22 protein-coding genes are annotated in these 20,512 nt (G+C 72.2%); 13 read left to right on the forward strand and 9 right to left on the reverse strand.

Annotation, left to right across the window (positions count from 1 at the left end; genetic code table 11):
- Window positions 1–143: 143 nt before the first annotated feature.
- The 7 genes from ACFYML_RS29680 to hypE are packed head-to-tail and all read left to right on the forward strand — an operon-like array spanning window position 144 to window position 4,217.
- Window positions 144–677 (forward strand): hypothetical protein, encoded by a 534-nt coding sequence (locus ACFYML_RS29680; protein ID WP_387423760.1) that lies wholly within the window; start codon window positions 144–146, stop codon window positions 675–677.
- Window positions 674–1,285 carry a DUF5947 family protein gene (locus ACFYML_RS29685; protein WP_387423761.1) on the forward strand — a complete coding sequence of 204 codons (612 nt, stop codon included), beginning with the start codon at window positions 674–676 and terminating at the stop codon, window positions 1,283–1,285. The genes ACFYML_RS29680 and ACFYML_RS29685 overlap by 4 nt, the downstream gene beginning before the upstream one ends.
- A gap of 14 nt (window positions 1,286–1,299) precedes the next feature.
- Complete coding sequence (locus tag ACFYML_RS29690) at window positions 1,300–1,503, forward strand: hypothetical protein (RefSeq protein ID WP_387423762.1); 204 nt, start codon at window positions 1,300–1,302, stop codon at window positions 1,501–1,503.
- Window positions 1,504–1,536: 33 nt separating this feature from the next.
- Complete coding sequence (locus tag ACFYML_RS29695; protein WP_387423763.1) at window positions 1,537–1,638, forward strand: DUF6893 family small protein; 102 nt, start codon at window positions 1,537–1,539, stop codon at window positions 1,636–1,638.
- Between the two features lie 22 nt (window positions 1,639–1,660).
- Window positions 1,661–1,933, forward strand: coding sequence for a HypC/HybG/HupF family hydrogenase formation chaperone (locus ACFYML_RS29700; protein WP_073835171.1), 273 nt, complete (start codon window positions 1,661–1,663; stop codon window positions 1,931–1,933).
- An 11-nt stretch (window positions 1,934–1,944) separates the two neighbouring features.
- Window positions 1,945–3,072, forward strand: a complete 1,128-nt coding sequence (gene hypD / locus ACFYML_RS29705) for a hydrogenase formation protein HypD (RefSeq protein ID WP_073835172.1) — start codon at window positions 1,945–1,947, stop codon at window positions 3,070–3,072.
- A complete protein-coding gene (gene hypE, locus ACFYML_RS29710) occupies window positions 3,069–4,217 on the forward strand; it encodes a hydrogenase expression/formation protein HypE (RefSeq protein ID WP_387423764.1) in 1,149 nt (382 codons plus the stop codon). Before hypD ends, hypE begins: the two co-directional genes overlap by 4 nt.
- 104 nt (window positions 4,218–4,321) lie before the next feature.
- Here hypE and hypF read toward each other — a convergent pair whose 3' ends face one another.
- The 6 genes from hypF to ACFYML_RS29740 all read right to left on the reverse strand — a co-directional run bounded on the left by hypF (window position 4,322) and on the right by ACFYML_RS29740 (window position 10,024).
- Window positions 4,322–6,601 (reverse strand): carbamoyltransferase HypF, encoded by a 2,280-nt coding sequence (gene hypF, locus ACFYML_RS29715; RefSeq protein WP_387423765.1) that lies wholly within the window; start codon window positions 6,599–6,601, stop codon window positions 4,322–4,324.
- 9 nt (window positions 6,602–6,610) lie between these two features.
- The gene (locus ACFYML_RS29720; RefSeq protein ID WP_387423766.1) at window positions 6,611–7,276 is read right to left on the reverse strand and encodes an SIS domain-containing protein; all 666 of its coding nucleotides are present in this window, start codon (window positions 7,274–7,276) and stop codon (window positions 6,611–6,613) included.
- A 76-nt stretch (window positions 7,277–7,352) separates the two neighbouring features.
- A complete protein-coding gene (locus ACFYML_RS29725; RefSeq protein ID WP_387423768.1) occupies window positions 7,353–7,592 on the reverse strand; it encodes a HypC/HybG/HupF family hydrogenase formation chaperone in 240 nt (79 codons plus the stop codon).
- On the reverse strand, window positions 7,589–8,203 hold the full coding sequence (locus ACFYML_RS29730; RefSeq protein WP_387423769.1) for an SIS domain-containing protein: 615 nt from the start codon (window positions 8,201–8,203) through the stop codon (window positions 7,589–7,591). The genes ACFYML_RS29725 and ACFYML_RS29730 overlap by 4 nt, the downstream gene beginning before the upstream one ends.
- Window positions 8,204–8,213: 10 nt before the next feature.
- On the reverse strand, window positions 8,214–8,591 hold the full coding sequence (locus ACFYML_RS29735; RefSeq protein WP_387423770.1) for a helix-turn-helix transcriptional regulator: 378 nt from the start codon (window positions 8,589–8,591) through the stop codon (window positions 8,214–8,216).
- A gap of 170 nt (window positions 8,592–8,761) precedes the next feature.
- Window positions 8,762–10,024 carry an Ig-like domain-containing protein gene (locus tag ACFYML_RS29740; protein ID WP_387423771.1) on the reverse strand — a complete coding sequence of 421 codons (1,263 nt, stop codon included), beginning with the start codon at window positions 10,022–10,024 and terminating at the stop codon, window positions 8,762–8,764.
- A 524-nt stretch (window positions 10,025–10,548) separates the two neighbouring features.
- Between ACFYML_RS29740 and ACFYML_RS29745 the strand changes: the two genes are divergently transcribed.
- Window positions 10,549–11,796 carry a D-alanyl-D-alanine carboxypeptidase family protein gene (locus tag ACFYML_RS29745; RefSeq protein ID WP_387423772.1) on the forward strand — a complete coding sequence of 416 codons (1,248 nt, stop codon included), beginning with the start codon at window positions 10,549–10,551 and terminating at the stop codon, window positions 11,794–11,796.
- A 137-nt stretch (window positions 11,797–11,933) separates the two neighbouring features.
- Here ACFYML_RS29745 and ACFYML_RS29750 read toward each other — a convergent pair whose 3' ends face one another.
- Complete coding sequence (locus ACFYML_RS29750; RefSeq protein ID WP_387423773.1) at window positions 11,934–12,992, reverse strand: S8 family serine peptidase; 1,059 nt, start codon at window positions 12,990–12,992, stop codon at window positions 11,934–11,936.
- Window positions 12,993–13,084: 92 nt separating this feature from the next.
- Here ACFYML_RS29750 and ACFYML_RS29755 point away from each other — a divergent pair, with 92 nt between their 5' ends.
- A complete protein-coding gene (locus ACFYML_RS29755) occupies window positions 13,085–13,507 on the forward strand; it encodes an acyl-CoA thioesterase (RefSeq protein WP_387423774.1) in 423 nt (140 codons plus the stop codon).
- On the opposite strand, the gene ACFYML_RS29760 is transcribed toward ACFYML_RS29755, so the two are convergent.
- A complete protein-coding gene (locus tag ACFYML_RS29760; RefSeq protein ID WP_387423775.1) occupies window positions 13,497–14,345 on the reverse strand; it encodes a sensor histidine kinase in 849 nt (282 codons plus the stop codon). The genes ACFYML_RS29755 and ACFYML_RS29760 overlap by 11 nt on opposite strands.
- Window positions 14,346–14,551: 206 nt before the next feature.
- On the opposite strand from ACFYML_RS29760, the gene ACFYML_RS29765 reads away from it, so the two are divergent.
- Window positions 14,552–16,537 carry a zinc ribbon domain-containing protein gene (locus ACFYML_RS29765; protein ID WP_387423776.1) on the forward strand — a complete coding sequence of 662 codons (1,986 nt, stop codon included), beginning with the start codon at window positions 14,552–14,554 and terminating at the stop codon, window positions 16,535–16,537.
- Between the two features lie 300 nt (window positions 16,538–16,837).
- Here ACFYML_RS29765 and ACFYML_RS29770 read toward each other — a convergent pair whose 3' ends face one another.
- Window positions 16,838–17,509 (reverse strand): LuxR C-terminal-related transcriptional regulator, encoded by a 672-nt coding sequence (locus ACFYML_RS29770; protein ID WP_387423777.1) that lies wholly within the window; start codon window positions 17,507–17,509, stop codon window positions 16,838–16,840.
- Window positions 17,510–17,580: 71 nt separating this feature from the next.
- Here ACFYML_RS29770 and ACFYML_RS29775 point away from each other — a divergent pair, with 71 nt between their 5' ends.
- From ACFYML_RS29775 to ACFYML_RS29785, 3 genes are all read left to right on the forward strand, one after another.
- The gene (locus tag ACFYML_RS29775) at window positions 17,581–18,234 is read left to right on the forward strand and encodes a M23 family metallopeptidase (RefSeq protein ID WP_387423778.1); all 654 of its coding nucleotides are present in this window, start codon (window positions 17,581–17,583) and stop codon (window positions 18,232–18,234) included.
- Window positions 18,235–18,509: 275 nt separating this feature from the next.
- Complete coding sequence (locus tag ACFYML_RS29780; protein ID WP_387279515.1) at window positions 18,510–18,947, forward strand: PPC domain-containing DNA-binding protein; 438 nt, start codon at window positions 18,510–18,512, stop codon at window positions 18,945–18,947.
- Window positions 18,948–19,137: 190 nt separating this feature from the next.
- Window positions 19,138–20,418 (forward strand): NRAMP family divalent metal transporter, encoded by a 1,281-nt coding sequence (locus ACFYML_RS29785; protein WP_387423779.1) that lies wholly within the window; start codon window positions 19,138–19,140, stop codon window positions 20,416–20,418.
- The last annotated feature ends 94 nt before the right edge of the window (window positions 20,419–20,512 follow it).

Here is a 20,512-nt window from a genome sequence, read left to right on the forward strand (position 1 = left end):
GGGGTTGCGGGGGGCGGGGGGGGCGCCCCCCCCCCACCCCCCCCCCCGGGGCGGGGGGGGGGGCGGCCCCGCCGCCCCCCCCCCGCCCCCCCCGGCCCCCCCCCCCCCGGCCCCCCCCCCCGCGGCTGGCCCGCCTGGACATCGTGCTCGGCCAGCTCGAACAGACTCCCGGCCGCACCGCCGAACTGGCGCTGGAGGCCGTCGAGCTGCTGACCGAGGTGTACGGCGAGGCGCTGGCCCGGGTCACCGACCTCGCCGCCGACAGCCCCCGCACGCTCGACCGGCTCACCGGGGACGAACTGCTGCGGCACCTGCTGCTGTTGCACCGCATCCATCCGGATCCGCTGGACCGGCGGGTGGCCCGAGCGGTCGACGACCTCCGACCGCAGCTACGCGCGCAGGGCGCCGAGATCACGCTGGTCGGCGTCCAGGACGAGGTGGCCCGGATCAGCCTGTCCGCGAGTTCGTGTGGTGGCGCCGCCCTGCGGGACCTGGTCCGGCAGCAGGTCCTGACGTTCGCGCCGGAGCTGTCCGCCGTCGACGTGGTGGCGCCCGCGCCGGCTCCGGCGTTGATCCCGGTCGCCAACCTGTGGCAACGGCCGGACCGGACCGATGCGGCAGCGCTGAGCGAGGCGGGGCCGGCTGCGGCGCCGCTGGCGTTGGGTGGCCCGACATGACGGCGGGCGCGCTGCAGCGGGCGATCCGCCGCGCGGGGCAGCGCGCGGCGGTCGAGCGCTGCGGGATGTGCGCCGGACCGGTCGCCCCCGAGCACCGGCACGTGTGGGACGAGCAGGACGGGGAACTGTTGTGCGCCTGCCCGCCGTGCTCCCTGCTCTTCGAGCGGGAGTCGGCCGGCGGGGGCCGGTACCAGCTCGTCCCCGCGCACGGCCGGCGGTTGACCGGCCTGTCCGCCGACGAGCTCGGGGTGCCGGTCGGTCTGGTGTTCTTCGTGAAGCAGCGCGACGGCCGGGTGCTCGGGCACTATCCGAGCCCGCTGGGCACGACCGAGTCGGAGATCGATGCCGACGCCTGGCGGGCGGTCGAGGCACGATCGCCCGCACTGGCCGGGCTGGCGCCCCGGGTCGAGGCGTTCCTGCTCTGGACGGGCACGCAGTCTGGCGGGGGCCAGCAGTGGGTGGTGCCGGTCGACGACTGCTACCGGCTGGTCGCGCTCATCCGGCGGCACTGGACGGGCATGTCCGGGGGAAGCGCGGTGTGGCGGGCGATCCCCGGGTTCTTCGAGGAGCTCGACCGACGGCACGGTCGGCACTGCGGCGACGAATGATGGAGGAGGCGGTAATGGGCGAGATCCGAGTGGGCGATCCCGACGTCGAACTCGACGCGCCGGCGCACACCAAGGGTGTCGAGGAGGGCAACTCGCGGCGGCGCAAGCAGGCGGGCCATCACGACGACGGGACGGTGGACGGGCGCCGCTCAACCGGCATCCGGCCCAAGAAGCACGGCCCGATCCTGCCGATCATGCCGAACCTGCCGCCAGGCTGAGCGGATCCGGGCCGGGTCCGAAGGAGGTGAGTCATGCGGAAGCTGCTGGCGCTGCTGGCCGGCGCCGCCGTCGTGGGGCTGTTCTGGAAGGAACTGCCCGCGCTGCGGCGCTACATCAAGATCGAGAAGATGTGAGCAGGAAGGGCCGAACGAGCCGATGTGTCTAGGTATCCCGGGCGAGATCGTCGAGATCAAGGCCGGTCACGACGATCTCGCCGTCGTCGACGTCGTGGGCGTCCGGCGGGCGGTCAACATCGGCCTGCTCGAGGCGGACCAGGTCGGCGTGGGCGACTGGGTGCTCGTCCACGTCGGGTTCGCCATGTCCAAGATCGACGAGGCCGAGGCGGCCGCCACGCTGGCGCTGCTGACCGGCCTCGGGCAGGCGTACACCGACGAGTTGCAGGCGCTCGCCGAATCCGACATCAGCTAGGGGATCACCAGATGCGTTTCGTCGACGAGTACCGCGACGCGGACAAGGCCCAGGCGTTGGCCACCCAGATCGCCGCATTGTGCGAGCCGGGACGGCAGTACAAGTTCATGGAGGTGTGCGGCGGGCACACGCACACCATCTACAAGCACGGGATCGAGGACTACCTGCCGGAGAACGTCTCGCTCGTGCACGGACCGGGCTGCCCGGTCTGCGTCATCCCGATGGGCCGGGTGGACGACGCCATCGCCATCGCCCACGAGCCGGGCGTCATCATGACCGCGTTCGGCGACATGATGCGGGTCCCCGGTGGGAACGGCTCGTTCCTGGACGCCAAGGCGGCGGGCGCGGACATCCGGATGGTGTACTCGCCGCTGGACGCCCTGAAGATCGCCCGGACCAACCCGGACCGCAAGGTGGTCTTCATGGCGATCGGGTTCGAGACCACCTCCCCGTCCACGGCGATGACCGTGCTGCGGGCGGCCGCCGAGGGTGTCGACAACTTCTCGGTCTTCTGCAACCACGTCACCATCCTTCCGGCGATCAAGGCGATCCTCGACTCACCGGACCTGCGCCTCGACGGCTTCCTCGGGCCCGGGCACGTCTCCACCGTCATCGGCTGCCGGCCGTACGAGTTCATCGCCCGCGACTACGGCAAGCCGCTGGTGTGCGCCGGGTTCGAACCACTGGATCTCCTGCAGTCGGTCTACCTGCTGCTCAAGCAGCTCGCGGAGGGCCGCTGCGAGGTCGAGAACCAGTACACCCGGGTGGTGCCCTGGGACGGCAACCTGCGGGCGCTGGAGGCGATCGGCCGGGTCATGCAGCTGCGCCCGTACTTCGAGTGGCGCGGCCTCGGCTTCATCTCGCACTCCGCCCTGCGGATGCGGGACGAGTACGCGGCGTACGACGCCGAGCGGATCTTCGAGGTGCCCGGGGTACGCGTCGCGGACCCGAAGGCCTGCCAGTGCGGCGAGGTGCTCAAGGGAGTGCTCAAGCCGTGGGAGTGCAAGGTGTTCGGCACCGCGTGCACGCCGGAGACACCCATCGGCACGTGCATGGTCTCCTCCGAGGGCGCGTGCGCGGCCTACTACAACTTCGGCCGCTTCGCGCGGCAGCGGCTGACGGAGGCGAGCGCGGTATGACGACCGAACGCACCGCCGGCCGGGCCGAACGCGCGGCCGAGGCTGAGGCGACGACCGGTCGCCGGTCGGGGCAGCTGTCGCCGGAGCAGCAGGTGCTCCAGCGCATCGAGCGGGCCCGCCAACGCGCGCCACGGATCCGGGAGAGCCGACTCACGCTCGCGCACGGCGCGGGTGGGAAGGCGACGCACAGCCTGGTCGAAGGGCTGTTCGTGGAGGCGTTCCGCAACCCGACGCTGGAGGCGCTCGACGACGCCGCCGTGCTCTCCGTGGGCACCGGCCGGCTGGCCTTCACCACCGACTCGTACGTGGTGTCGCCGCTGTTCTTCCCCGGCGGCGACATCGGCGACCTCGCCGTCAACGGCACGGTGAACGACCTCGCGGTCAGCGGCGCCCGGCCGCTGTACCTGTCGGCCGGGTTCATCCTGGAGGAGGGCTTTCCCGTCGCCGACCTGCGGCGGATCGTCGCCTCCATGGCTGCCGCGGCGGAGCGCGCCGGGGTCCAGGTGGTCACCGGCGACACGAAGGTGGTGCAGCGGGGCAAGGCCGACGGCTGTTACGTCAACACCGCCGGCGTGGGTGTGCTGGAGCGGCCCGTGACGCTCGGCACCGCGCAGGTCCGCCCCGGTGACGCGGTCGTCGTCTCCGGGCCGATCGGCGACCACGGCGTGACCATCATGCTCGCCCGCGGCGAGCTGGACATCGCCGCCGACCTGACCTCGGACACCGCGGCGCTACCCGGTCTGGTGGCCGCGCTGCTCGACGCGGCGCCCGGGGTGCGGCTGCTGCGCGACGCCACCCGGGGCGGCGTGGCGACCATCCTCAACGAGGTGGCGCAGGCGGCCCGGGTCGCCGTCGTCGTCGACGAGGCCGCGGTGCCGGTACGTCCCGCCGTGACCGGCGCCTGCGAACTGCTCGGCATCGACCCGCTCTACGTGGCCTGCGAGGGGCGCCTGGTGGCCGTGGTGGACGGCGCGCAGGCGGAGGCCGCCGTGGCGGCGCTGCGCGGCCACCCGCTCGGCGTCGGCTCGGCGGTCATCGGCCGGGTCACCGCCGACCCGCCCGGGATGGTGCTGCTCCACACGGCGTTCGGCGGCACCCGGGTGGTCGACATGCTCGTCGGGGATCCGCTCCCGCGGATCTGCTGACAGCGGTCACCGGGTCGGCCGGCGGCACGACCCGCGGGCACAGGTGGCCGCGGCCCGAGGGGCTCAGGGCCGGGGCCGTGGGCACAGTTGGCTGCGGCGCGCGGTCAGGTGGCCGGCACGGCCCGGGCCGCGGCCACCGCGGCCTGGCCGAGCGAGATCCCACCGTCGTTGGGCGGCACCCGGGAGTGCACGAGCACCCGGAAGCCGTCGCGCTCCAGCCCGCTCACCACGCGGTCGAGCAGCAGCACGTTCTGGAAGACCCCACCGGAGAGCGCCACCGTGGCCAGGCCGGTGCGCTCCCGGACGACTCCGGCCGCCCCGACCACGGCGTCGGCCAGGCCGTGGTGGAAACGGGCGGCGATCCGACCGGGGTCCACCCCGGCGAGCAGGTCGTCGACCACGTACCGGACCAGGTCGCGGCCGGCGTCGAGGAGCGGCACCGGGCCGGTCACCCCGACCGGGTAGCCGCCTCGCTCGTCGGGATCGGCCCGCTGCTCCAGGGCGATCGCCGCCTGCCCCTCGTAGGTGACCCGGTCGTGTAGGCCGAGGATCGCCGCGACGGCGTCGAACAGCCGGCCGGCGCTGGAGGTGCGCGGCGAGTTCGTCCCGGTGCGCCCCAACGCCACCACGGTGGGCCAGCGCCGCTCGTGCCGGCGCCGCACGGCCAGGTCGGGCACCGCGTCGCCGTAGATCTCGTGGAGATGAGCCGCGGCCATCCGCCATGGCTCGTGCACCGCCGCAGTGCCGCCGGGCATGGGGACCGTGGCCAGGTGGCCGACCCGGTCGAAGCCGGTCAGGTCCGCGACGAGCAACTCCCCGCCCCAGAGGGTGCCGTCCGGGCCGTAGCCGAGACCGTCGAAGGCGACGCCGATCACCGGTCCGGGTTCGCCGTTGTCGGCCAGGCAGGACGCGATGTGGGCGTGGTGGTGCTGGACGCCGAGCAGCTCGACGTCCTCGCGCTGCAGCGCGTACTTGGTGGACAGGTATTCGGGATGCAGGTCGTGGGCGACGACCTCCGGCCGGACGTCGAAGAGCCGGGTGAAGTGCGCGATCCCGTCGGTGAACGCCCGCAACGTCTCGTAGTTCGCCAGGTCGCCGATGTGGTGCGACACGAACGCGCGCCGCCCCTTCGCCACGCAGAAGGTGTTCTTGAGCTCCGCGCCGCAGGCCAGCACCGGCCGGTCGAACCGCCAGGGCAGGGTGATCGGCGCGGGCACGTAGCCACGGGACCGCCGCACCGGCAGCTCGCGGCCCCGGAACACGCGTACCACCGAGTCGTCGGTGCGGACGTGGATCCGCCGGTCGTGGGTGAGGAAGGCGTCGGCGATCGGGGCCAGCCGTCGGCGGGCGTCGTCGTCGCGGTGCGCGATCGGCTCGTCGGAGACGTTGCCGCTGGTCAGCACGATCGGCAGGCCGAGCCGGCCGAGCAGCAGCTGGTGCAACGGCGTGTACGGCAGCAGCACGCCCAGGTCGCGGTTGCCCGGCGCCACCGACGCGGCGACCGGGGCGTCGGCGCGGCGGGGCAGCAGCACCACGGGACGGCGGGCGCCGGTGAGCACCGGCACGGCCGCCGGCGCCACGTCGACCAGAGCGCGCGCCGCCCGCAGGTCGGCGGCCATCACCGCGAACGGCTTCTCCTCGCGGTGCTTGCGGGCGCGCAGCGTCGAGACGACCCGCTCGTCGTCGGCCCGGGCGGCCAGGTGGTAGCCGCCGAGGCCCTTGACGGCGACGATCCGGCCGTCCCCCAGCCACCGGACGGCGGTGTCCAGGGGGTCGCCGGAGACCGGGGCGCCGTCGGCGTCGACGAGCCGGAGGGCCGGACCGCAAGCGGGGCAGCACACCGGCTCGGCGTGGAAGCGGCGGTTGCCGGGGTCCGCGTACTCGGCGGCGCAGTCGGCGCAGAGCGGGAACTCGGCCATCGTGGTGGTGCGGCGGTCGTACGGGACGTCCTCGACGATGGTGAACCGCGGGCCGCAGTTGGTGCAGTTCGTGAACGGGTAGCGGTGGCGCCGGTCCGCCGGATCGGACAGCTCGGCGAGGCAGTCCGGGCAGGTGGCGGTGTCGGGGGAGATCAGGGCTTCCCGGCCGGTGCCGGTGACACTGGTGACGATGGTGAAGCCGGGCTGGCCGGTCGGCGGGACCACCTCGGTGGTGAGCCGTTCGACCTGGGCGAGGGTCGGCGCACGGCGGCTGAGGTCGGCCACGAAGTCGGCCAGCCGGTCCCCGTCGCCTTCGACCTCGACGAAGACGCCGGCGGTGTCGTTGCCGACGAACCCGGCCAGCTCGTACTCGGTGGCCAGCGCGTGCACGAACGGCCGGAAGCCGACGCCCTGCACGATGCCCTCGACGCGGACGTGCACCCGCCGCGCACTGGTCAGTTCCATGGTTCCGGGTCAGCGGTCGTCGGCCAGCGCCTGCTGGGTGAGTTCCCAGAGCACGTGGTAGACCGTCGTCTGCGCCTCCTGGACCCGGTGCACCGAGGGCGACGGCACCACGAACAGGTGGTCGACGAATTCGGATTCCGCCATCCGGCCGCCGTCGTATCCGGCGATGCCGATGGTGAGCAGGCCGCGCCGGGCCGCCTCCTCGAACGCCCGCAGGACGTTGGTCGACCCTCCGCTCGTGGACAGCCCCACCACGATGTCCCCGGCGCGGCCGAACGCCGCCACCTGGCGGGCGAAGACCACCTCGAACCCGACGTCGTTGGAGAGTGCCGTGATCAGCGCGACGTCGTGGGTCAGCGAGATGGCCGGCAACGGGCGGGCGGCCGTCGGCGGGTGCAGGAACAACTGCGCGAGGTCCTGCGCGTCGGTGCTGCTGCCGCCGTTGCCCAACGCGAACAGCGTGCCGCCGGCGCGGAAGGCGTCGGCGCACCGGCGGGCGCAGTCGACCAGCCGCTGCCCGTGCTCGGCGACGAGGGATTCGCGGAGGGCGACGATCTCCGCCGCCTTCTCCGCGGTGGACCTCGCCACCGCGGCGAGCACCGCCTCCACGTCGGTCGGCCGGGTGTCGAGGAACGGGTATAGCGATCCGATCGCACCCTCGACCCCCGCGCTCATGCCGGCACTCCGCTGCGCTCCGTGCCGTCATGAGGCACCACGGCACTGTGCTGATGATTCGCTCGCTGACGCTCGCTCATGGGCGCTTCTCCACCACGGCGATGGCCTCCTTGGCATGTACGAGCACCACGTCGCCCGGTTCCGCCTCGACCAGGGCCACACTGACCTCCTCCGGTCCGGCGTCCGTGTCGACCACGGCCAGGCCGTCGGCCAGCAGCTCCCGTACCCGGACGGCGACGGCCACGTCGGAACAGGTGATGCACACGTCGCCGTGGCACGCCAGCACGGCTTGCGCCGGCGGTGGGTGTGCGGTCACCGGACCAGCTCCGGTGCCAGCAGTCCGGGCTGCTCGAAGAACACGTGCACCAGCTCCCACAGGATGTGGTAGGTCGTCACGTGCACCTCCTTCACGATGCACGGATCGTCGGAGCGGGCGACCACGACGTGGTCGGCGACGGCGTCCCGGGCGAGGTCGCCGCCGTCGCCGCCGAACAGCCCGACGGTGAGCAGGCCGAGGTCGCGGGCCGTCACCAGGCCGCGCCGCACGTTGGCGCAGCGACCGTCGACGGACAGGCCGAGCGCGATGTCCTGCGGGGCGGCGAGCAGGCGCAGCTGGGCCGCGAACACCTCGTCGAAGCCCTCGGCGCGGGCGATCCCGGTGAGGGTGGCGGCGTCGTTGGTCAGCGAGATCGCCGGCAGTGCCCGCTTGCCCACGATGACCGGGTGGACGAACTCCACCACGACATGCTGGGCGTCGGTCGCCGGCCCGCCGTTGCCGAAGACGATCAGCTTTCCGCCGCGGTGGAAGCGTACGGCCATCTCGTAGCAGGCCCGCGCGATCCGCTCCGCGTCATCGGCGAGCGCCTGCCCCGGCTCCACCCGGCGGGCGAACGCGCGGTCAACTGCGGGCATCACGGGCGACTCCATGCTCCTCCGTTCAGTGGCGGGCGGCGGCGTACCGCTCAGGGTGGCCGGCCCGCGTCCCCTCGAAGGCACCCGCCGTGCGTCGCAGGCAGGCACCGATGACCTGGTCGAGCTGCGCCAGTCGGACCGTCCAGGACCGGAGATCGTGGCGGCCCTTGGCGGTGAGTTCGTAGCATCGGCGCGCCGGTCCGGCCCCGGTGGTCTCCCACACGGAGATCACCGACCGGTCGCGTTCCAGGCCGCGCAGCACCCGGTAGACGTGGCCGGGTTCCACATCGGGCATCCCCATGGCACGGAGCCGGTCGATCAGGTCGTACCCGTGACCGGGCCGTTCGAGGATCAGGAGCAGGAGGAACGGATGTAGCAGACCGCGCAGCTCACGTCCGTGCATGCCAACCCCTCCCCCGACGCAGGGCATCCCTTCTGTGGCAGCTAAACACACTTACTACAGAAATACGGAGGATTGCCCGGTTCGGCGGTCCCACGACAAGCACCGCGGCCCGCGGCCGGATGCTCCGGCCGCGGGCCGCGGTGTCGTCGCGCGAAGGGCGTACGCCCGGATCAGCCGCCGCTGTTGGAGCGGGCGGGGGCGGGCGCCGACCCGCCGGCCACCACGCCCGGATGCGGCGTGGCACTGACCGTCGGCTTCAAGCCGGCCGGTACGGGCAGCGCGCTGCCCTTGGCGAACTCGTCCCAGCCGACGTTCCAGGCGGTCCAGCCGTTGCCCTGATCCAACGTCACCTCGGTGCCCTTCACCGTCACCAGATCACCGACCTGCGTGATCCGCATCAGCCAGTCGGCATTGGCGTTGGAGACGTTGGTGCAGCCGTGCGAGACGTTGATGTTGCCCTGGTCCCCCTCGGACCATGGTGCGGCGTGGATGAACTCGCCGCCGTTGGTGAGCCGCTGCGCGTCCTCGACGTCGACGATGTAGCCGCCGTTCGGGTCACCCATGGTGTTGAAGGTCGTGTACTCGAACTTCTCCATGATCACCATGTTGCCGCTCGAGGTGGGCGTGCTCGGCTTGCCGAGACTGACCGGGACCTTTCGGAGCAGTTTGCCGTCCTCGTAGACCGACATCTGCTTGCTGGCGTTGTCGATGTCGAGCGAGACCTGCCGGCCGATCTTCGAACTCGCCGAACGGTCCGCGTCCCCGATGGCGTCCTTGCCGATCGGCAGGCCCTCCAGCGCGCTCCGCACGCTGATCTTGGTGCCCGGCTTCCAGAAGTCGGGTGCCCGGTATTCGACCTGTTTGCCGTCGGCCAGCCACGACCAGGTGCCCGGCTGCGGCGGATCCGTCTTCACGAACAATCGCCGCTGCACGTCCGCCCTGGCCTCTTTCGGAATTTCCGGGTCGAACGTGACGACTACCGGCATGGCCGTCCCGTACGTCTGGTCCGCAGTGAAATTCAGGACACTGGTGACTGCCGTTCTGGTCGATTTGGCCATCGTCGTGAACGTCGTCTTCTGCGTGGTCGTCCGCCCCTTGTCACCGGTTGCGGTCACCTCCGCCGTGTACGTCCGCGAATTCTGCAACGGACGCGTCGGCACCCAACTCGACCCGTCCTCCCGCGGCTCGGCCGGCACCTGCGCGCCCTTGTCGTCGGTCAACCGCACCGCGGTGATCTTCCCACCCTTGACGGCGGTCCCCACCTCGGCGCTGACCGGCACGTCCCGCGACTGGTCGCCGGGCGTCACCGTCAGTTGCGGTGGCGCCGCGTGCGCCTGCTTACCGGGCAGGCGGTCGGCGGTGCACCCGACGAGGACCAGCGGTGTGGCCGCGATGGTCACCGACAGCAGCCTCAATCGCCGCCTCAGCTCCATATTGTCCCCCCGTTCATGGCTTTCCCTCCGCCCACATTCTCACTGGGATGCGAAGGCATATGCGCGATTTCGGCAGACTGCTCGGGTCAGGCTCACGGAAACATCTCCCGTGGTTTTACCTAGCGGCAGAAATGGGCCGACAGTTTCGGTTGGCGACGCATTCCGACAGAAAGAGCGAGGTGCTGCTCACCCATCCCGTCCCGACCCACTGCGCCCGGCGTTTCCGCTTGCGCGACCTCGGTCCGGAAGCCGCACCCGATTCCCGGTGATCCGGATCGGGGCCGACTCGGTCACCGTGCGCCGGTTCGTCGGGAACACACTCACCGGGCGGCTCGGCGCACCCACCCCGGCACCACTGTGCTTTAGACTGCCACGAAACCGGACCTTCAGGAGAAAGCTTCACGGACGTGCACAAGACGACCCGAACGTGGACGACCATCCCATGGCCCGGATTCTCGCCGCCCCCGGGACCAGTTTCGGCAACCCGACCGGGCCCGCCAGATCGGCGATTACGGTGCATTGACGTGACCATCTTTCGCATTGCCGCCGTCGCGCTCAGCGCTTTCCTGACCGCGCCCGCCGTGGTGGTCGGGTCACCGACGCGGGCCGAAGCCGCACCGTACGTGCCCTGCCCGGCGGTGAAGCCGCCGATGCCGCCACCCGCCGCACCGGCTCCGCCACCGGTCGGTCCCGGCGATCAGGCGGTCGGTGGAGATTCGCTGGCCACGACGGGTCTGGCCATTCCCGCGGGTGCTCCGATGGCACCGGCGGTGACCGCCACCTCGTGGCTCGTGGCCGACCTGAACACCGGCGCCGTGCTGGGTGGCTGCGGCCCGCACGAGCACCGCACGCCGGCCAGCGTGCAGAAGATGCTGCTGGCCGCCGCCCTGATGCCCCGCCTGGACCCGACCCAGATCGTGGAGGTGACCCGGGCGGATCTGCAGGATCTCGATCCGGCCAGCTCCCTGATGGGGGTGGTCCCGGGCGGCCGTTACTCGGTCGAGAGCCTGTGGCTGGGGCTGCTCCTCAAGTCGGGGAATGACGCGGCCAACGTGCTGGCCCGCGTGGGCGGCGGCTCCGCCGGCCGGCCGGGCGGCGTACAGGCGATGAACGACGAGGCGCACCGGCTGCAGGCGAACCAGACCCACGCGGCGACACCCTCCGGCCTGGACGGCCCCGGTCAGTACACCAGCGCGTACGACCTGGCGCTGATCGCGCGGGCCACCTACGCCCGCGAGGACTTCCGCCGGTACATCGCCACCCGGGTGGCGCAGATTCCGGCCGAGGCGGGAACCGAGGGCTTCGCCATCACCCACGACAACACCCTGCTGGACCACTACCCGGGGACGCTCGGCGGAAAGACGGGCTTCACCGACCTGGCCCGGCAGACGTACGTGGGTGTGGCCGAACGCAACGGCCGGCGGCTCGCGGTGACCCTGCTCGGCGCGGAGACCGCACCGCTGGGGAGTCTGGGCGAGGCGGCGGCTCTGCTCGACTGGGGCTTCGCCCTCTCCCCCGACGCGTCCGTCGGCCGCCTGGTCACCCCCGGCGAGAAGAAGGACGACCATCCGCTGGTCGCCGGCAAGAGCGAGCGGCAGGGCCGCAACGGGATCCTGTCGGCGCTCTCGCTGCCGGTCGTCCTCGGCCTCACAGCCGCCGTCGTACTGGTCGTCCTGGCCCTGGCGGCCCGCCGGTGGCGCAAGGCCGTGCGCCAGTCAGCCGGTCGGCCCGCCGGACGATCGGGGCGTGACCGGGTCGGGTCGGAACCGTAGTACACCGCCGCGCCGGCCACCACGGAGCGGTGCCGGGTGGACGTTGGCCGGCACGCCACCCGCATCGCCCCCGAGCCTGCGAAGACGTCGACAGCCGACGAGCCCGGCACCCGCGCCCGGCTCGTCGGCGGCCGGCGTCAGGCGCGCGGCGCGGCCACGGCAGCCTGGGCGTCGACGATTCCCCAGCCGTACAGCGGCGAGTAGACGCCGCGCAGGCCGAGCACCGGGGTGCGGGCGGTGGACATCAGTACCGAGTACACGTTGGCGAGGCTGCGCCCCTGGGCGAAGAGCAGGGCCGCGACCCCCGACACGGCGGGCGTCGCCATCGACGTCCCGGCGTACGCGTCGTAGTCGCCCTGCCCGCAGCCGCCGGCGCCGGCACCCACGGGCACACTGGACCACACGTCGTCGTCGCAGTTGACGAGGCCGGCGCCGCCCGGAGCGGCCACCGCCTTCAGGTCGGCCTTCACGCCCAGGTTGGAGTACCAGGCCTTGACCTCATTACGGTCGGTGGCGGTCACGCAGAGGGCGCCGGCCTCCCAGGCCGGTGTGTCGCACAGCGGTGCGGTCTCGTTGCCGGCGGCGGCGATGACCGCGACGCCCTTGGTCTGCGCGTAGGCGATCGCCGCGGTGGCGTCGGACTCGAGCCCGGTAAGGGTGAGGGCCTGCGAACCCGGCAGCGCCCCGAGGCTGAGGTTGATCACCTTGGCGCCGTGGTCGGCCGCGTAGCGAATGCCCGCGGCAATGTCGGCGAAGCTGCCACTGCCCGCCTCCAACACCTTGATCGGCATGACCTTCGCATCCGGGGCCACCCCCGCGACCCCGATACCGTTGCCGGTGGCCGCGGCCGCGATACCCGCCACGTGGGTGCCGTGCTCGTCGCCGGCGTCGGCCGCGCCGTTGGGGCCCCGCCAGTCGCCGTTGCCGCAGGAGGTGGGGCCGCAGCCGACGAAGGTGGCACCGGGTACGAGCTTGGCGCTCAGGTCCGGGTGGCTGAGGTCGACGCCGGTGTCCACCACCGCGATCACCACCCCGGCTCCGGTGCTGGTCGCCCAGGCCTGCTCGGCGCGGATCTGCCGCAGCCCCCACTGCTTGTCGGACAACGGGTCGTTGGTGGCCGCCTGTACGGGTGTGGCGGTGACGGCCACGAGCGCCGCGGCCACGGCGGCGGCGGTGAACAGTCGGGTGATCGACATGAGACCTCCTCAGATGGGGCTTCATCCCGATATCGGTGACGAGGTTCGATGCGTAACAGCCGGTGTCACCGCACCCGGTTACGCTCGCGGCCATGGGAGATCCGTTCCGGGTACGCATCACCGTCCGCGGCTACGAACTCGACACCCAGGGCCACCTGAACCAGGCCGTCTACCTGCAGTACGCCGAGCACGCCCGGTGGGAGTGCCTGCGCGCCGCCGGCATCTCGCAGGACCGGCTCATCGCCAGCGGAGTGGGACCGGTCGCCCTGGAGGTCACCGTGCGCTACCTGCGGGAGCTGCGCGGCGGGGACGAGGTCGACGTGTCCTGCGGGTTCCGTTGGGGCGGGGGCAAGACGTTCCACCTCGACCAGGACTACACCCGCCCCGACGGCACCCCGGTGGCGACCCTGACCGGGGTGGGTGGGCTGATCGACCTGTCGGCCCGGCGACTGGTGCCCGACCCGCGGGGGCGATTCCGGGCGCTGGCCGCCGACCCGGGGCCGCTCAACCTGTGACGCCCCGGGTCTCCCGGACGGCGGCGAGCGGCACCGTCAGGTCCACCTGGGTGCCCAGCCCGGGCCGGGTGTGCACGACGCTGGCGCCCCGCACCGCTGCCAGGCGACCGTGGATCGACTGGGCCATCCCGAAGTTCGGGGCGCACGATGCGGGATCGAACCCACGACCGTGGTCGACGACGCTGGCCCGGATCGCGTCGCCGTCGAGGTCGACGGTGAGCACCGCGCTGGTGACGCCGGCATGCTTGGCGACGTTGGTCAGCGCCTCGTCGACGGCCCCGAGCAGCGCCTCCAGCGCCAGCGGGGGCACCCGGTCGTCGAGGTCGGCGAGCTGGCGGAGCTGGCGGTCCGGGATGGTGACGGCGAGGCCGGCCCGGATGTGCCGGCGGACGAGTTCCTGGACACGCTCGGCGATCCCGTCCGGCGCGGTGGGCGGATCGCCACGGACCAGCCCACGCAGCCACGACGCCTCCGCCGCCACGTGATCGCGCAGCCGCGGGTCGGTGATCCAGGGGCCGCGGGACAGCATCTCCAGCGTCTGCAGGCTCCGGTCGTGCAGCAGCCGGGCGTGCCGAGCCCGTTCCTGAGCCGTCGCGAGGTCACGCTCATGTCGGGCAGTGCGGGCGGTGAGGTCGTCGATCCGACGGGCGGTGCACTTCAGCAACTGGGCCAGCGCCCAGGCCAGCAGCGCGTTGGCGAGATAGGTCGCCGAGTTCGGCACGATGTTCCAGACCGGCTCCCGCAGGTACCGGGCGGCGGACGCGGCGTAGGCCGCCAGTGGCAGCGCGGCGACGACCAGCACGGCCAGCGGCGAGCGGTACGCCAGGCCGATCCCCACGCAGCCGACCAGGCTGACCGACTTGATTAGAAATCGCCAGTGGTCATAGTTTGGCGGTGTGGAACTTATTCGGTTCCCACAGGGCGGCGACGCGTTTCGGTGTTTGCCCGGCGGTGCTTGGTTTTTGGGTGGGTCGGGGGGATTCCGGTGTCGTGGGTCGGGTGTGAGCGCGGGTTCTTCGAGATCGTTGTCGAGGCGATGGGTCGGTGAGCCGGAGGCTGCTGCTGGCCGAGGGCGAGGCTTCCCGCATCGGGTGTGCCCGCGGGCTGGTGCGCGCGGGTGTGGATGAGAAGACCGGCGAGGTGCTGTCTCAGGCTGTGCTTGCGCAACGTGTCGGTTGGTGTGCCGATCTGGTGGCGGGCATGGTGGGGGTTCTGATCGCCGAGCATTGGAACTCTGCGGATGTGGAGGTGTTGGCCTCCGGGGCGGACGCGGGGGGCCGGAAACTTCCGTCGAACGCGTGGATGGCGCTGCGGCGCTTGGGTTGGGCTGTGACCGCCCCTGTGGGTGTGAAGGTCAATGACCGGATCGTGCGGATGGCGCAGGAGCAGGCGGGGCGTGCGCTGCGCTCGGCGTCGTGGCGTGCTGATCTGACCCGTGGGGTGCTGGCGACGTGGCCGGCCGATCCACGTGGGCGCACTCCCGCCGAGTGGGATCTCGTTCGGGCGTCGGTCCCTGACGGGCAGCATCTGCCGTCGGGCGTCATCAAGGGCCGCACCCGGCAGGCCGTCACGTTCCTCAACGCTAAGGGCCGTCTGCCGGTGGACGTGTTCGAACTCGAAGGCGCCCCGCGAGTCGCGCGGATGCTGCTGCTGGCCGCGTGTGACCGGCAACAGGCCACCATCGAACGCAGCGGGACCGACACTGGGAGGGTGTTGCTGCGTTTGCAGCTTCCCTCACGGCCGGATCCGGGAGCGTACGGGGATTGGACGTGGGTGGCCTGTCCGATCATCCTGCCGCCCACGGTTCCCGCCTCGGCGGTGCTGCACCTACCCACCTTGCGGGTAACCGGCCGGCAGGTCCGCGCCGACGTCGCGTACACACATGCCGTGCCGAAAGCCCGGCGCGCCGGTCACACGGCGGCGCTCGGCGTGGACTGGGGTCTGAACACCCTCCTCAGCGCGGGGGCCGTGCGACTTTACGACGATGGGCGGATCACGGCGTTGGGGGCTGGTGGCCAGTTCCGGGCCGCCGGGGTCCTGGCCAAGCAGCACCGACTGCGCCGCCACAGTGAGCGGCTGCACGCCAAGGCCGACCACTACCAGCGGCTTATCGGCGTCGACTCCCGGCATCAACTCGTCGGCAAACTAGGCGTCCTACGCGACGAGATCCGCCACGTCTGCGACCGCCGGACGAATCTGAACGCCGCGCTCTCGTGGACCGCCGCCAGATGGGCCGTCGACCAGGCCATCGCCGCCCGGGCGACCGTCATCTACGTCGAAGACCTGCGATCGTTGGAAGCCAAGGGCATGGGCGTCACCATGAACACGCGCCTGTCCCAGCAGATCCGTGGGCAGATCGTCGACCGGATGCGGCACCTCGCCGCCGAGACCGGTATCGCCGTGGTCACCACGCCTGCACGCAACACCTCCAAGCACTGCCCCCACTGCTTGACCCCACTACGGCACCGCAAAGCCCCCGACCGCCCCACAGTGGCGGGCTGGAAGTGGGCCATCTGCCCCAACCAGTCCTGCCGCTGGCAAGGCGACCGCGACCACGGCGCCTGGCGGCGCATCGCCGCCCGCGGCCTCACCCACCAAGCCAAGACCATCACCGACAAGACCAACGGGCATATGCTCATCCGCGCCGTGGTCGACAAACTTGAAGCCTCCGCGGTCATCACGAAGACCTGCCGGGGCGACCGGTCGAAGACCGGCCCCACCCGGCACAAGCCACCACGCCCCGCGCCCAGGCGACGCAGGGCACCCTCCCCCGCCAGACCTCACGGCCGGGCGGGCAAGCGTCCGGAGGGACACGCACCAACGGACCGGAAGCTGCCCCGCGCAGCCCACCGACACCAGGACGTGAACACGATCAGCACACCCACCACCGGCCACCGGCCACGCGGAGCAGCACTGGGCGCGGGATTCCACTTCCACGCCCACGCATCTCCACCACGGTGGGAAAGATCCCGGAAACCCCATCCGACTCAGGATCGCCAAGCTGATCAGAGACGCTGTACGGGTACATGAAGTCCGGCGCGACCAGCATCGCGTTGAGGCACAGGCCGAGCGCCGTCCACGCCGCGTCGCCGGCCACCGCCCAGCCGGGTGGGGCCGCCCGGCGGCGGAGGCCGGCGACGATCAGCCCGAGGCTGCTCACCAGCATGCTTGCGGCCAGCCCGGTGTGCACGGCCGGATCCGCGTACGTCGGGTAGGCGCTGACCAGCCCGATCGCCACCTGGGCGAGCGCGCCGAGCCGGAACAGGACGAACGTCAGCAGCAGCAGGCGTTCGCTGTCGCTCGCGGCGGGACGCGCCGGGGTGCCGGTGGTCACGACGGTGACATGCGTTGCAGGGCAGCGCGGGTGAGTTCCGCCTTGTTCCCCAGCTGCAGCTTCGACCTGATGCGCTCGACGTAGGTGTCCACCGTCGCCTTCCGGACGCCCATCCGGGCGGCGATCTGCGCGTGCGTCAGACCGCGCGCCAGGTGGGCGAGGGTCTGCTCCTCACGCGGGGACAGCCGGGCCTGGGGCGACCCGTCGCCCGGCGTCGGGCCGGAGCGCAGCTCCGTGTGCAGGATGTCCGCCAGCTCGGCCGACAACGCGAAGCCGCCGGCCGCGACGGTGCGGACGGCGTGCAGCAGCAACTGCTCGGAGGCGTGCTTGGTGAGGTAGCCGCTGGCTCCGCAGCGTACGGTGGCGGCCACGTCGCCGGGCCGGGCCGACGCGGAGATGACCAGGACGGAGGTGTCCGCGGCCCACGCGCCGATCTCGGCCAGCGCCGGGCCGGTGGCGTCCAGGTAGAGGTCGGTTACCACCACGTCGTACGCGGCGACGGGGCCGGTCGCGTGCAGGTCCGGGGCACGCCCGACGCTGGCCGCGACGGTGATCCCGGCCGAGGTCAGCAGGTGCCCGATGCCGTACCGGGTCACGGGGTGGTCGTCGACGATCGCGGCGACGATCCGCTCCGGCTGTGGTGCGGCGGTGTCGGCAGTAGACACCACAGCTCGCTCCCTTCTCGTCGCCCGCACTCTACGCGAGCATCGACGTCTGTTCATCTATGGAAGGAGGCGCGATGCGACAGCTGACACCGGCTCGGCGGTTGCGGGCAATGGTGGTGGCGGTGCTGCTGGCGGTGGCCGGGGTGGCCATCCCGACCTCGGCGGAGGCGGCGGTCAGCGGGTGCGTGGACTGGCCCACCAACAAGTTCCTGCAGACGCCGTTGACCTACAAGGCCAACGGCGGTCTCGGCTACGCGTGGCAGAACGGCAGCTACTACGGCGAGGGCTACCACGTCAACTGCAACACCACGAACCGGATGAACCAGTACTACGCTCTCGACCTCGGCATGGCGCAGGGCGACGAGGTGCTGGCCCCGGGCGGGCCGGGCACGGTCCTCTACGCCGGATGGGCGCCCGCCGGTTGGGAGACCTGCGAGCAGTACATCGTGGTCGACCACGGCGGCGGTTGGTGGAGCTACGTCTGCCATCTCAGCGCGATCCGGGTCAGCAAGGGCCAGCGGATCACCGACGCCACCGTGATCGGGCTCGTCGGCGGCACCGGCGGGTTCGCCCCGCACCTGCACTTCGGGCTGCAGTACAACGCGAAGCTCACCGCCGCCGGCGGGCTGTACGGCGGCCAGAGCGCCCAGCCGCGCCACCTGTGGCACCTCGGCTGCGGCCAGGGCTACTACGAGTTCATCAACAAGGGCCAGAAGGTCTGCTACTGACGACCGGGCCGCGGTGGCCCGGCCGGTGACCCGCCGGCCGGGCCACCTTGCCGTCACCACACGTCGGGGGCCACGCGCTCACGGGTGCGGGACGGCGGTGACCACTCCGTTCATGCCACCCGCGACATCCGGGCAGCCCGGAGTCGCCGGCGATTACCGCACCCCGGAGCTGCCCGCTGCCTACGCTTCGAGGGAAAGCTCCGCCGGCCAAGCTGCGGCGCACGCGCCTCGGGATGGCCGGAGACCAGGAGCTGGTCCGCACAGGGAGATCGCGAATGAGACTGCGGGAGGTACGCCACCAGACCGGTCGGGTGCTGGTGGTGGTCTGCGACAAGGAGGAGGAGGCGGTCACCACCATCGGCGCGGCGCTGCGGGAGCACGGGCTGGTCGCCGCCCGGGTGTCCGCGGTGGGCGGGTTCGCCGACGCCGAGGTCGGCTGGTTCGACCGGAACGCCGGTGACTACCGCCGCATCCCGGTCGCGGAGCAGGTCGAGGTGCTCTCGCTGCTCGGCGACGTCGCCGCCAAGGACGGCGAGCCCGCCCTGCACGTACACGCGGTGCTGGGACGGGCCGACGGCAGTACGGTCGGTGGGCACCTGCTGCGCGGCCGGGTCTGGCCGACGCTCGAGGTCATCATCTCAGAGGTGGCGCCGGAGCTGGCGAAACGGGTGGATCCGGAGACCGGTCTGGCTCTGATCTCCGCGGCCCGTTGAGCCGCGGGGTCACCGCGTCCGCAGCCGGGTGACCAGGTCGCGTACCGCGTGTTCCACCGGCATCCGCCGCCCCGCCGCCTGCTCGCGGGTACCCATTTACCCGTTGCGCACCGTCCCACGCCCACCGGACCAGCCCTGGGCTTTCGCGAACTTCGGCCCGGGCGCGCCGCCGCGCTGCCAGATTTGACGGATGGGCGATCGCCGGGGTGTCCGAGGCCGGGGTGGCCGGGCGCGCCGGGCGGCGACGACCGCCGCCGGGTCCAGGTTGCGGTCGCTGGGCCCGGGCCTGGTGTCGGGGGCCGCGGACACGGATCCGACCACGGTGGCGGCGTTGGTCGTGGTCGGGGCGACCACCATGTTCGGGCTGGCCTGGCTGACCCTGCTGATGATGCCGGCGCTGGTGGTGGTGCAGGTGCTCGCCACCCGGGTGGGCGTGCTGTCGGGGCGGGATCTGCAACGGGCGGTCCGCGACGGCTACGGCCGGGTGCTGAGCAGCCTGTTGTTGGTCTCGATCCTGGGCGTCAACGTCGTGACGATCGCCGCCGACGTCGCCGCCGGGGCGGCGGCGATCGGCCTGCTGGTCGGGGTGGAGTCCCGCTGGCTGGCGCCGGCCTTCGCCGCGGGGGTCCTCGCCCTGCTGCTGTTCGGCAAGTACGACGAGGTCGAGCGGGTCCTCAAGGTGGTGATGCTGGGCCTGCTCGCGTACGGCGCGGCGGCGGTGCTGGCTCACCCGGACTGGCTCGCGGTGGCCCGGGGCAGTCTTGTCCCGTCCATCCCCTTCACCGAGGCCCATCTCGCGGGTGCGCTGGCGATCCTCGGCACCACCCTGACGAGCTACATGTACGTGTGGCAGACGGTGGAACAGGTCGAGGAGCCGCGGGCCCGCGAGCAGCTCAAATTCCGCGAGTTCGACGCGCAGGTCGGCGGCGGCCTGGCCGCGGTGATCTTCTGGTGCATCCTGGTCGCCAGCGGCGCCACGCTCGGCGCGCACCACCAGCAGGTCGAGACCGCCGAGCAGGCCGCCCAGGCGCTGCGTCCCCTGGCGGGGCCGCTGGCCGGCGTCCTGTTCTCGTTGGGGTTGCTCGCCTCGGCGATCATCGCGGTACCGGTGATCATGGCCAGCGGCGGGTACGTCACCGCCAGCGCCTTCGGCTGGCCGCGGGGACTGAGCCGCACTCCCCGCCAGGCGCCCCGGTTCTACGCGGTGGTCGTCGCCCAGACCGTGGCCGGTGTCGCCCTGGCCAGCACCGGGATAGGTCCGATCCGGCTGCTGTTCCTGGCGAGCCTGATCGGCGGCATCGCCACCCCGTTGGGGTTGGTCCTGCTCGTCCTGGCCGCCGGAAACCCCAGGCTGATCGGCGCCACCCCGATCCACCTGAGCCTGCGGGTCGCGGGATGGGCGGTCGCCGCGTTGGTGGCCGCCGTCAGCCTGCTCTTCCTCGCCCAGCAGCTCCATCTCGTGCCGGCGTGACGGGTGCCGGGCCGGATTCCTGCGGTGCGCCGCGGTAGCCGGGTCGTGCGCGCTGGCGTTGAACCCCACATGGGGCGGGCTCGGTGGCGGGAAC

The sequence above is a fragment of the Micromonospora sp. NPDC007230 genome, from assembly GCF_042869115.1.
GTDB lineage: Bacteria > Actinomycetota > Actinomycetes > Mycobacteriales > Micromonosporaceae > Micromonospora.